General features: G+C 69.0%; 9 protein-coding genes and 1 pseudogene. 7 read left to right on the forward strand and 3 right to left on the reverse strand.

Annotation, left to right across the window (positions count from 1 at the left end; all coding sequences use genetic code 11):
• The first annotated feature begins 1,375 nt into the window (after window positions 1–1,375).
• Entirely contained in the window at window positions 1,376–2,215 is an 840-nt protein-coding gene (locus AB0O34_RS34190) for a hypothetical protein (RefSeq protein ID WP_363922674.1), read from the forward strand.
• 128 nt (window positions 2,216–2,343) lie between these two features.
• Window positions 2,344–3,126 (forward strand): endonuclease domain-containing protein, encoded by a 783-nt coding sequence (locus tag AB0O34_RS34195; RefSeq protein ID WP_363922676.1) that lies wholly within the window; start codon window positions 2,344–2,346, stop codon window positions 3,124–3,126.
• A 162-nt stretch (window positions 3,127–3,288) separates the two neighbouring features.
• On the opposite strand, the gene AB0O34_RS34200 is transcribed toward AB0O34_RS34195, so the two are convergent.
• Both AB0O34_RS34200 and AB0O34_RS34205 read right to left on the reverse strand, forming a co-directional pair.
• Window positions 3,289–4,635 carry an ATP-binding protein gene (locus AB0O34_RS34200; protein WP_363922678.1) on the reverse strand — a complete coding sequence of 449 codons (1,347 nt, stop codon included), beginning with the start codon at window positions 4,633–4,635 and terminating at the stop codon, window positions 3,289–3,291.
• Between the two features lie 317 nt (window positions 4,636–4,952).
• Window positions 4,953–5,858 (reverse strand): AraC family transcriptional regulator, encoded by a 906-nt coding sequence (locus AB0O34_RS34205; RefSeq protein ID WP_363922680.1) that lies wholly within the window; start codon window positions 5,856–5,858, stop codon window positions 4,953–4,955.
• A 141-nt stretch (window positions 5,859–5,999) separates the two neighbouring features.
• Here AB0O34_RS34205 and AB0O34_RS34210 point away from each other — a divergent pair, with 141 nt between their 5' ends.
• The 4 genes and pseudogenes from AB0O34_RS34210 to AB0O34_RS34225 form a co-directional block, all read left to right on the forward strand.
• A complete protein-coding gene (locus AB0O34_RS34210; protein WP_363922682.1) occupies window positions 6,000–6,317 on the forward strand; it encodes an antibiotic biosynthesis monooxygenase in 318 nt (105 codons plus the stop codon).
• A 94-nt stretch (window positions 6,318–6,411) separates the two neighbouring features.
• A complete protein-coding gene (locus tag AB0O34_RS34215; protein WP_363922684.1) occupies window positions 6,412–7,380 on the forward strand; it encodes an alpha/beta hydrolase in 969 nt (322 codons plus the stop codon).
• 50 nt (window positions 7,381–7,430) lie between these two features.
• A complete protein-coding gene (locus AB0O34_RS34220) occupies window positions 7,431–8,189 on the forward strand; it encodes an SDR family oxidoreductase (RefSeq protein ID WP_363922686.1) in 759 nt (252 codons plus the stop codon).
• A 247-nt stretch (window positions 8,190–8,436) separates the two neighbouring features.
• Window positions 8,437–8,886 (forward strand): annotated as a pseudogene (locus AB0O34_RS34225) (MFS transporter); the annotation flags it as partial.
• 147 nt (window positions 8,887–9,033) lie between these two features.
• On the opposite strand, the gene AB0O34_RS34230 reads toward AB0O34_RS34225, so the two are convergent.
• Window positions 9,034–10,191: an erythromycin esterase family protein gene (locus AB0O34_RS34230; protein WP_363922688.1), complete on the reverse strand. Its 1,158-nt coding sequence runs from the start codon at window positions 10,189–10,191 to the stop codon at window positions 9,034–9,036.
• Window positions 10,192–10,282: 91 nt separating this feature from the next.
• Here AB0O34_RS34230 and AB0O34_RS34235 point away from each other — a divergent pair, with 91 nt between their 5' ends.
• Window positions 10,283–10,966: a TioE family transcriptional regulator gene (locus tag AB0O34_RS34235; protein ID WP_363922690.1), complete on the forward strand. Its 684-nt coding sequence runs from the start codon at window positions 10,283–10,285 to the stop codon at window positions 10,964–10,966.
• Window positions 10,967–11,356 lie beyond the last annotated feature (390 nt).

An 11,356-nucleotide genomic window follows, 5' to 3' on the forward strand; every position in this document is an offset into this window, starting at 1 on the left:
ATGACGGTCAATGGACCCCACGCTGATGGAGGTTCCGCAACCGTCGGCCAGCTCCTACAACCATGAGGAGATCCACATGGCTTGTTCGCACAGCTCGGGGGGCCGCAGCGTTCGACGGTCCATGGTGATGGGCGCCACGGCCGTCGTGTTGGTTCAATCACCGCCGCCATCCCTTTGAGGGGCGTTATGGAATCGCAGTCCGAGCAAGAACGCCAGAGGGGGAAGCATGTTGGCCATCGCCTTCATCGCGCATCCCCGTGTGGGCGATAAGCCACCTCCGGTGCGCCGGGTGATGATCTTGCTAACGCGGATGCTAACTGCGTCCCGAGACGGCCGTAGACGTCGACAGAAGACGATCAAGCCAATCAGCCCGCTGAGCAGGCAGGAAGAGACGCTGAGGGACAGGAGTAGACGATCTTCTTCCGGCTTGGTGCCAGCAGTTCTGGCAGAGGGGCTGCCGGTTGTCGTTGCGGCGCGCGGTCGGCCTGATCTTGCCGCAGCGGCCGCAGGCCACTGCCCGGGCTTTGGGCCCGCATCCGTGGCAGAGGCGTATTCCCTCGATGGGCGGGCCGAGCTGCTTGCGTCTGCCGCAGCGCGGGCATAACGGCACGACCACGGCCCTGGCGCCGGCCTCGGCGAGAGCGTCGATGAGGCGCAGGACGCTGGGCGTCTCGGCGCGAGCGCCCTGGCCCGTGAGCAGATCGGGCTGGTTCACGATGGCCTGGGCCAGACGGCGGTGTCCGTCGGGTCGGGCCGCGGCCTGGTTCACGGCCGCGAGGAGGGCCTCCCGCGCGAGAGCGGGCTCGAGCCCGGCTAGCAGGTCGAGTAGAGCATCGACCGGATCGTCCGGAGCCGGAGTTTCAGGGCGGCCGGTCACGGTGTGGTCCCGGTGATCCGGGCGCGCTTAGGACACAGGTCACCGATGCGGGCGGGCCGGTTCCAAGCCAGCCAAGGCCGAGACGCTGAGCGTGCGGATCGCCACGCCACAAGAATTCGCCGACCTTGTCGCCGCCGTACTGTAGTCGGCCCGGCCGGTCGGGGGCTTGGGAGAGCGAGATACCTCTCACGGTCACCGGGGAGCTCGTTGGCTCCTTCGCTGAGCGGCTCATCTAGCTGTAGGCACACGGGATCGCCCACAGCCTCAGCGGGCTCATCGCCAAGCCGGTCGCCTCAGCGATCATGGGCAGGCCAGAATAGGCCGGGGGGACTAGCGTGATCTCATTCAATCGGTCGGACACGGTCCGCCAGGTCCCCAAGAGGTGGCGAGAGCAGGGCTGGCGGAGGTACCGTTTCGGATGTGGCGAAGCCTCGGGGGCGAAGATCCCGGCGGAACACCTCTGCCACCAGTCGATCCGGTGACCCCCGACGCCGCGCCATGGCCCAGAAGGTGGCCGAGCACGAAGACCCGGTGCAGCGTGCTGCAGCTCGCGTTGGCGGGGTCGTGGCCTATCGCGCCCCATCCGACCCGATGCAGGTGCAGGTGCCGACCCTATTGCCGTTGTTCATTGACGTAGCCGCAGCCGAGTATCTGGCACCGGCCCAACGCTGCCTGGATGACTGCATGATCCTCCTCCACGCCTACGCCCAGCTCGCTATCCCCGCGCAGGTACGAGCTGTGGAGCTGGTCGTCATCAACACCTCGACCAAGTCCAGCGTCACCCACGGCAGTCTGTCCCCGCAGTGGGAAGACGACATGATCCACGGACACACCGTGGTGTGGCTGCCGACCCTCGGGCACCTGATCGACGTCACGGCCGAGCAGTTCAGCGAGATCGCCGTCCTGGATGCGGGGCCGATAATCGCCGGCCACACCGAATTCCAACCCGGGAGCGGCGCGCCGGAACATATCCAGGTTAAACGTAGGAACCTACTTCTGACCTACACGCTGGCACCGATGGAAACCACCGCTGCCCTGCTGGATCACCCGGTGCCACGCTCCGACGCGGCGAACTACCGCCGCCGTGGTGTCAACGTGGCCTCAGCGGTGGTGACGATCCTGGCCAGCTCCCTCCCCAAGGAGAGCGTCCAGTTGATCCCGCACAAGCGGGCCGCCGCCCTTGTCGAGGCCGTACGTGACCTGCCGGAACACACGACGCCAACGGAGGATCGCCGGTTCCTGCTTCTCGGCCCGGAGGGTGAACAGCTCGTGGTGCAGCTTGATCAGATCCCGCTTCCTGCTGGTACTCCGCCGGTCGCTGTGCCGGAATTGCCCTGAGGCGACGAGGTGATCGGCTGGAGCCGACAGCCCGGGGGAGGGGCCCTGGTGTGGCGGGAGCGACGGCGACGTAGCCAGGACCCAGGTGGAGGCCCCCCGCTGATTCACTGACACGAAGGGTGCCGAGCATGATCCAGTGGCTGGGCCCAGAAGACTTCCCCGAACCTCGACGTGAGGCGCTGTTGCGGCGCTACGCCTGGCAGGCGCAGACCGAGGACCCGATGGCGCTGGCCGCTTTGGTGGCCGCGCGTTCCGCGCGGCCCTGCGCGATGGCGGCTCCCGGTGCCGAGGTGTCGTCCGACCGTCTGGCCGTGCTTGGTGATGACGGCCGCTTCCATCTGCGGGTGGCAGGACGGTTCATCTGTGCGGATCCATGGCCTGGACGCCGCCGACCCGTGGCGTCGGCGGTGCCCCACCGGCAGTGGTGCTCCTGGTGGACCGCTGATGGGCTGCACTACCGGGTCAATCCTCCGCGCGGGACCCAGATGGACGCCGGACGGCACGGATCGCCGGAGGTCCGGTGGGCGGTCCTGCCAACTGGAGAGCTCACCGACCCAGCGCTGGTGCCCAAACGCCGGCGCTGCCCCTCCCGGGAGGCCTACGGTGACTGGCCGCCCTACCGCGGCGCCGTCCTGGCGCCCATCGTCAACGCCCTCACCGCATCCCTGGGTGCGACCTGCCAGGCATGCTGCGGAGCGCTCGGCGTCTTTGTCGACCACGACGCGGTCACGATGCTGGTCCGCGGGTTGGTCTGCCGTCACTGCAACACCCACCTGGAGGAATGCCCGCACGCCAGCGGCTGCCGATGGGGTGACTACCTCAACGATCCACCGGCCGCGCCGCTGGGCCTGCGCTATCCGCGGGCGGCCGCGAGCCGGACGGCCAACGGACCTCGGCCAGCCGCGTCATAGGTCGTCAGATGGGACAACAGGACAGTCGTCGTCGCGGGCGGTGGTGGTTGATCGGGGAGGAGATCTTAATTGATGCATAAGCACGGTTATGCAGCAATGATGCATTCGGGTTGTTAGTGCCTGGCGCGGCGGGGGGCGTGCTCCCTCGGCTGCATCGCGACGCTACTGAGACCCAGCGATCGGGATGCCCTTCTGCGTGGCCCACGATTTGATCACCAGCCACTCCGGTTGTTGCCAGGCTCCCGGGTTGATCATCCCGTCCCGTTGGATCTGCCGGATCTCAGGGACACCGAAGGTGTGGAAGAGATCTCCGACGAGTGCCGCGGTGGCACGGGCGAGCGGCTGGCCATCGTCGGCCAGGTCATCGAGCAGCGCGACGGACTCGCCGTGAGCCCCGCTCGGCCGGATGGTGTCGTCCCCGATCGGGCTGGTGTAACCCTGCGGGCGTGGGGTGCGCACCACGAGCGGGCGCAGCCGGTGATTGGTCAGTGCGACCCGGAGCAGCGCGGCCCCTGCTGCGCCGGTGCGATCACGGGCATGCCGGCCCAAGTACCTGAGTGCGCTGGTGACGCCGATCACGATCTCTGTGTCCACCACGTCGGCCGTAGGGCCATCGATGTCGGCGGAGACGGGAATCACGAAAGTTCCTGCGCCGTCGACGTAGAGGTCGGCGCGGAACATTTCCGACCCCCCAGCACCTGCCTGGGCGACGAGCCTTCGGCGTGCCACCCCGGTCCAATCGAAGATCGACCCGGGAGGTCTGCCGATGGTGAACTCGTCGGTGTGGACAGAGGCTGCGAATTCCTGCAGTGACCGGCTGTCCAGGATCATGTCGCCGGGAGTGTCGGGAACCAACGTGATCGTCAGCATCGCCTGGTCGAGGTTGCCGCTGGCGCCGTGCACGGCGTTCGCGGCGTCCCGCGCGAGTTCCACAAGTCGGCCCTCCAAGTCAGCGGACGCGGCGAACCGGCGGCGGTAGGCAGCCTCGATGTCGGACTCCGACATCCAGATCTTTCCGCTGCCGTGGCGGCGGGGCCACCACATCGGCCCGTCCTTCTTTCGCGGATCGAACACGGCGTGCGGGGCGCTGGGACTCGGCGGCACCGAGATCAGGAGAAACCCGGTGCGTGCCCCCGGAGGGCTCTTGGGGTCTTCGACGATGCGGACGTCGAAGCGGGGCATACGCTGAATGCGGTCGGCTGCGACTCTCTCGACGTGGCGCCGCAGACCGTCCGACACGGGCATGTCGGCGGCCTTGACGGGGATCGCGGTCCGCTGATCGTCGATCATGCCCACCACGATGAGGCCGCCGCGGTGGTTGGCGAAAGTCGCGACATCCACGGCGATGTCGTGGTTACCTTCCTCGCCGGATTTGATCTCGCGCTTGTAGTCCAGATCATCGGTCTCCCGGGCGGCCGGGTCACCGGCTACGGCCTCGATCTGCGCGAACGTCACGCTATCCAGAGGGGCACCGAAAACGGCTTCAAGGCGTCGGGGGCTGTACAGCATCGCGGGGGGTGTTCCTTGCTCGATCGGGACAGCGCGGCGGATGGCCAGGCCTCGAGCGTAGGGCTCCTTGAGCGGACGTCTGACTGTTTCGGAGGTGCCGCCCCTGCGGCAGGTCTGTCCGTAGAACGTCGGAGCGAGGGGGCGGCGCGAGGGGCTGCTCGCGGGTGAGGGCCTGATCGTGGACTGTGGGCTGATGCGCGCGGCTCTGGTCGCCTCGACGCTGGACGGTTGGCACGTCATCAACGGCACGGATGTGACTGGGACCATCAGAGCGGCCGGGCCGACCCTTGCACGATCCTCCTGTGCGGCCCGCCGGCTCAGGGAAGCACACCTGCCGGGGTGCGCACGGCCTGACGCAGGCGGGCGGCGTCCCGGCTGGGCGGCGCGCCGAACTGGCGGCGGTACTCCCTGCTGAACTGCGACGGGTTGTCATAGCCGACGCGGTGGCCGACTCCGGTGACGTCGCCGGGGTGGGTGGCGAGCAGCAGCCGGGCCTCCTGCAGCCGGATCTGCTTCTGGAACTGGATGGGGCTCATCGCGGTCACCGTCTGGAAGTTGCGGTGGAAGGCGGAGACGCTCATGCCGGACAGCCGCGCCACGTCCTCGACCCGGAAGGGCTGCGCGTAGTGCTCGCGGATCCAGCGCACGGCCCGCGAGACATGGCTGAGGCTGCTGTCGGGCAGGCCGAGCTGGCGGACCATCGCACCCTGCTCGCCGGTGATCAGACGCCAGAGGATCTCGCGCTTGACCAGTGGGGCCAGCACGGCCCGGTCGCGGGGCTCGTCGAGCAGGCGCAGCAGCCGGACCACCGCGTCGAGCAGGGCGGCCGGAGCGTCACTGACGGCGATCCCCGACGGCGCGCCCCCGCTGGTGTGGGGGGTGTCTCCGGGCCCAGCCCGCAGCAGCAACTCGGCGACGGCGGACGGTTCCAGCACGAGACCGAACCCCAGCGCCGGCTCCCCGGCGTCGGCCCGGGTGAACTGCCCCGTGACGGGCAGATCGACGGATGCGACCAGGTACTGCCCGGGCCCGTACTCGAACACCCTCTCACCCAGGGCGAGGCGTTTGGCGCCCTGGGCGATGACCGCCAGGACCGTGCCGGACATCGCGGGAGCCGGTGGATCGGGACGGTCGACCTTCGAGATGAGGACGCCGTCGATGGCAGTGGTCCAGTCAGGCCGCGCATGCCGGGCCAGCAGGGTGCGGAGCTCTTCGAGGCACATGCCTCCATTGCAACATCATTCTGTGCACGGAGTCCCGTGGCCGCGAGGATCGTGCAAGTACGGGCGAGGATCGGTCTACGTTTCAGCAGGTCGCGGCATTTGAATAGAACCGTTCCACTCCACCGCTGAGAGAAAGCTTCAATGACTGTCAACTATGGCTTCAACGCGACCCTGACCGCCAAGCTTGGGATGGGCGACCAGGTCGTCGAGCTGCTGCGGAGCGGCCTGAACGAAGGCAACCCCGCCGCGAGCGAACACTGCGCCGTCTACCTCATCTGCCGCTCCGCCTCCGACCCCGACGTCATCCACGTCACCGAAGGCTGGACCAGCGAGGAGGAGCACCACCGCCTCTTCGCCACCGAGGCCGCGAAGGCCATCGTCGCGCAGTTCGACGAGCTGCTAGCCAAGGACTCCGACTACACCGACTACGTCCCGGTTGTCGGCAAGCCCTCCTTCTGACCGGTTCAACGCCCCAACCCCAGCCGCCTCGGCGTCTGCCGAGGCGGCCCCTTCCCGCCTGACCGCCCGGCACCATCCCTGAAAGGCAATGACCATGACCATGGCACGCCCCGCCCTCGACCCCGAACTGCGCGAGCTGCTCGCCGAGATGCCCCTCATGTCTGAGCTCAGCGCTGAGGTGCTCGCCCAGCTGCGCCAGTATCCGTCGACGCCCGTCGACGCCCTCCTCGCCGACCGGCAGGTCGACCGGCGCGAAGTCACCATCCCCGCCAAGGACGGCACCCCGATCCCCCTGTCGATCTTCAGCCCGGCCGGCACCGACAGCACCACCGGCGCACCCTGCGTCTACTGGATGCACGGTGGCGGGATGGTCATGGGCGACCGCTTCTCGCAGATCGACATCCCGCTTGAGTGGCTTGACGAGTTCGGCGCCGTCGTGGTCTCCGTCGACTACCGGCTCGCACCCGAGGCCGGCGGCACGACTCTGGTCGAGGACTGCTACCAGGGACTGCTGTGGATCGCCGACCACGCCGCCGAACTGGGCATCGACCCTGGCCGGATCGTCGTCGCGGGCGCCAGCGCGGGCGGCGGCCTCACCGCCGGCGTCACCCTGCTGGCCCGCGACCTCGGCACCCCGGCGATCGCCGCGCAGGTGCTCATCTGCCCCATGCTCGACCACCGCAACACCACCACCTCCAGCAGCCAGTACTCGAACGGGCCCGGCGTCTGGACCCGCGAGATGAACGAGTTCGGATGGCGCTCCGTCCTCGGCGGCCTCCCCGACGAGGAGGTGCCCGCGTTCGTCTCACCCGCGCTGGCCGACGACCTCGCGGGACTGCCGACCACCTACATCGACACCGGCTCCGCCGAAGTCTTCCGCGACGAGGACACCGACTACGCCACCCGCATCTGGGCGGCCGGCGGCCAAGCCGAACTCCACGTGTGGGCAGGCGGCTTCCACGGGTTCGACGCGCTGTACCCGCAGGCCCGCATCGCGGCCACGGCCCGCAGGACCCGCACCGACTGGCTCGCGCGAATCCTGCCTTCGGGCTCCGGCGCGTAACGTCGGCCGGCCCATCCACACGCGACCAACCGCACCCCTGGAGGATCATCTTGAAGGTCGCCATCGTCACGGGCGCCAGCTCGGGCATCGGACAGAGCGCCGCGATCGAGATCGCCAAGCGAGGAACCGGAATCATCCTGACCTACGGCAACAATCCGCAGGGAGGGCTGGAGACGGCCGCCGCCATCGAGAAGGAGGGCGGCACGGCCGTCGCGCTGCCGCTGGACGTCGGCGAGGCCGGCGCCTTCGCGGCCTTCCGCGACACTGTGACCGACGTGCTGCGCGACACCTGGCAACGCGACACCTTCGACTACCTGGTCAACAACGCCGGTTACGCGCAGACGTCGCTGATCGAGGACACCACCGAGGAGACGTTCGACAGACTCATGCGAGTCCTGCTCAAGGGCCCCTACTTCCTGACGCAGAAGCTGCTGCCCCTGATGGCGGACGGAGGAGCGATCGTCAACACGAGCAGCAGCGCCGTGGCGACGGCGGGCCTGGAGCCCGGATACGCCGCCTACGCGTCGATGAAGGGCGGCCTCATCGTGCTGACGCGGTACATGGCCAAGGAGTTCAGCACGCGAGGCATCCGCGTCAACGCCGTCTCACCGGGGCCGACCCGCACCCGGATCGGCGACGACGGCTTCACCCGCTTCCCCGAGGTGGTACCGGCCCTCGCCGCGAAGACGGCGCTCGGCCGGGTCGGCGAACCCGCGGACATCGGCGCGATGATCGCCACACTGGTCTCCGACGAGGGGCGTTGGGTCACCGCCCAGAACATCGAGGTGTCGGGCGGCTACAACCTCTAGGAGAAGACCACCGGAAGTCATGACAGAGGGCGTCCCGCTGCCGGCTGGACGCCCGTCCTCATGCTCGTACCGCCGATCTACATGCGCGTCCTGTTCGGCGCGGGCCCGCTCACCCCTGACTACCTCGACGGGTTGGTGCTCGACAACACGATCGTCGGCGCTGCCCTGCCCGACATGCAGCAGCGGCTCCACACCGGGTTGACCGGCCTCGCAGTGGATCGTCGACGCCTACGTGCTGCTGGTGGCCATGCTGCTGCTGTCGGGCGGCGTCTTCGCCGACCGGTTCGGCCGCAGGCGGGTGTTCCTGGCCGGGGTGGTGGTGTTCACGGCCGCGCCGGTGGTGTGTTCGCTCGCGCCCTCGATCGGCTGGCTGATCGCCGGGCGGGTGCTGCAGGGCGTTGGGGCCGCAGCGCTGAGCCCCGCCTCGCTAGCGCTGCTCGTCGCCGCGTATCCCGCACCGAGGGAGCGCGTCAGAGCGATCGGGTTGTGGGCCGGGTTCAGCGGCATCGGCCTGGCCGCCGGACCGCTGGCGGGCGGGATCCTGGTGGAGGCCTTCGGCTGGCCCGCCATCTTCCTGGTCAACGTGCCCATCGGGGCGCTCCTGCTGCTGGCCGGGCTGCGCGTGCTGGGGGAGTCCCGCAACCCGAGCGCGCCGCCGATCGACGTCCCCGGCACGGTCCTGTCCGCTGCGGGCGTGGCCTCGCCGGTGATCCTGGGCAGCTTCGCCGCCGGGCTGGTGCTGCTGGCCGCGTTCGTCGTGGTCGAGGGGCGATCAAGAGCGCGGCCCGTTTCCGCCGTATTCCGGTGGCACCCGGTGTACGCGCGCCTGACACGCACGCGCCTGTCAGTCCAACCTGACAGCCTGCTTGAGGAAGACGACGCCGTCGATCATGTTGAGCTGGGCCGGGTCCAGCGGGAAATAGCGGAAATCGTCGGAGATGCGCGGGGCGGGCTTCGTGATGGCCTCGGCCAGGCGGCGGGCGTCGATGAGAGAGTGGTCCCACGGGAGCGTGGACAGGATGCCCTCGACGGTGTCCGGGGGCGGGGTGTCGTCGCCGACCGCGCCGAAGGCGGAGGCCAGGTAGGCGTACCGGTCGCCCAGGTGCGCTTCGGTGATCGCCCCCGCGCTCCACCACTCCACCGGCAGGTCGCCGAGCCGCATGAAGCTCTTGTCCCGCTGCAGGTGGAGGTTATGGCAGAAGACCAGAGCGGGACCCTGCCCGGCGACGGCGCGCAGGTTGGCGGCCATCATCGCGTCCCGTAGGGCCGACAGCCGCATCATCCGCGCCGGAGACGTGTCGGTCATCCAGGAGTGGTAGCGGAGCAGGCCGACGGCGGTGCGCCCGTACAGTGCCGCCCGCTCCCTGTCCTCCGCGCTCAGCCGCGGCACCTGAGTGTCGAGCAGTGCCACCAGATCGTCGGCAAGGAGCCGCAGCCGCTGGGCGTCGGCGGACTGGCCGATCGACTGGGACGGGTCCATGACCGTGGCCTCGTTCTTCCACCGGTCGTCCGGGCCGAGCAGCGCGTCGAGGGTTTCCATGGTGCAGGGGAGGGGGCCGTCAAGGAGGGCGCAGAGGGCGGTGAGCGCCTGGCGCGGGCTCTCGGCCCAATACTCCAGCGGGCCGTCGAAGCCAAAGAACCGGAGCTTTTCGTCATGCTCCTCGTTGTACGCGCGCATCCAGCGCACAAGCTCGCGGTTGGCCGGTGACGCGCCGAAGCCGTGGCTGAAGCCGCGTTCCATGACGTCATCGAGCGTGTCCGCGCCCGTCGTGATGTAGTCGTCCACCACGAGGCCCCTGAGGCAGTCGCTCTCGATGGCGAAGGACCGGTAGCCCTCGTGCTCGACCAGATGCCGGAAGATCTCGTTGCGCAGTTCACCCAGCTCCCCCACGAAGTGCCTGGCCTCACCCAGGCCGAGCAGCAGGGGCTTGGCGGGAAGCGACCGGAGGAACGCCGAGACGCCCGCGCCGTCGAGCGGCCGGGCCATGTCCTTGATATCCATACCTTCAACGGTATCGTTGAACCCTCGGTGTAAACTTTGCCAGGAAAATCCCCGCTCTTATCGTGATGGACCTTCAATCGGTGGTGCACCCATGAGGCCAGTGGACCTGGCGCGCGAGCACGGCCTGTCCACCCAGGCGATCAGGAACTACGAGGACGCCGGCATCCTGCCCGCCGCCGAACGCACCGTCCACGGCCATCGCACCTATACGCCCCTGCACGCGCAAGCCCTGCGCGCGTTCCTCGCCCTCGTGCCCGGGCACGGTCACCAGACGGCCACGTCGATCATGCAGTCGGTCAGCCGGGGTGCGACCGAGGACGCGCTGCGGCTCATCGACGAGAGCCACGGCCAGCTCCTCGACGACCGCCGCACCCTCCAGGCCGTCGAAGCCGCGCTCCGCGATCTGGCGCCCGTGCCGCAGGAGCGCGGCGACACGTTCATCGGCCCGCTGGCCGGGAGGCTCGGCGTCCGCCCTGCCACCCTGCGCAAATGGGAGAACGCCGGGCTGGTCCGGCCGCGCCGCGATCCGCGGACGGGGTACCGGATCTACAGCGCGGCCGACGTACGGGACGTCCGGCTGGCCCACCAGCTCAGGCGGGGCGGCTACCTGCTGGAGCAGATCGCCCCGCTGATCGCTCAGGTCCGTTCCGCCGGAGGCGTCGCCCCGCTGGAGTCGACCCTGCGCGACTGGCAGGCCCGCCTGTCCGCCCGGGGCCGCGCCATGCTCAAGGGTGCCGCCGACCTGGACGCCTACCTCTGCGCCCGCGAACCCTGAGGCCGAGTCACGTCCACCACAGGAAACGGCATGGCCACAGAAGGGAACCATGCATGAGTGACGGGGCATTCGCCTGCTGAATGGTTCAGCATTCGATCAAAAGCAGCACGTGGTGGCGGAGAATGTCGCGCAGTGGCGTCGTTGAATAGTCACGGTGCCGAAAGCGGCCGCGAAGTTTCTTCGCCCTCTTCAGCAAGCCAAGCTCGAACGTCGTCGACAGCGCTGCCATTCTTCGGCCGCAGCGTGTCGGCCCCGCGACGGAAGACGACCACCTTCCCTCCGTCGCGGGGCCGACACCCGCAGGTCGCGCGTGGGGCCGTCAGACTTCTTCGACGCTGCTCGGCTCGCGCCGGGACAGGTCGATGCCGAGCTCCTCCGCCGCGCGGAAGA

Source organism: Sphaerisporangium sp. NPDC088356 (assembly GCF_040685555.1).
GTDB lineage: Bacteria > Actinomycetota > Actinomycetes > Streptosporangiales > Streptosporangiaceae > Sphaerisporangium.

What these genes read in the sequence shown, in the direction of transcription:
- AB0O34_RS34195 (WP_363922676.1), top strand. Translation starts at nt 2,344, where the DNA reads ATGATCCAGTGGCTGGGCCCAGAAGACTTCCCCGAACCTCGACGTGAG.
- AB0O34_RS34190 (WP_363922674.1), top strand. Translation starts at nt 1,376, where the DNA reads ATGGCCCAGAAGGTGGCCGAGCACGAAGACCCGGTGCAGCGTGCTGCA.
- AB0O34_RS34205 (WP_363922680.1), bottom strand. Translation starts at nt 5,858, where the DNA reads ATGTGCCTCGAAGAGCTCCGCACCCTGCTGGCCCGGCATGCGCGGCCT.
- AB0O34_RS34230 (WP_363922688.1), bottom strand. Translation starts at nt 10,191, where the DNA reads ATGGATATCAAGGACATGGCCCGGCCGCTCGACGGCGCGGGCGTCTCG.
- AB0O34_RS34210 (WP_363922682.1), top strand. Translation starts at nt 6,000, where the DNA reads ATGACTGTCAACTATGGCTTCAACGCGACCCTGACCGCCAAGCTTGGG.
- AB0O34_RS34235 (WP_363922690.1), top strand. Translation starts at nt 10,283, where the DNA reads ATGAGGCCAGTGGACCTGGCGCGCGAGCACGGCCTGTCCACCCAGGCG.
- AB0O34_RS34215 (WP_363922684.1), top strand. Translation starts at nt 6,412, where the DNA reads ATGACCATGGCACGCCCCGCCCTCGACCCCGAACTGCGCGAGCTGCTC.
- AB0O34_RS34200 (WP_363922678.1), bottom strand. Translation starts at nt 4,635, where the DNA reads ATGCTGTACAGCCCCCGACGCCTTGAAGCCGTTTTCGGTGCCCCTCTG.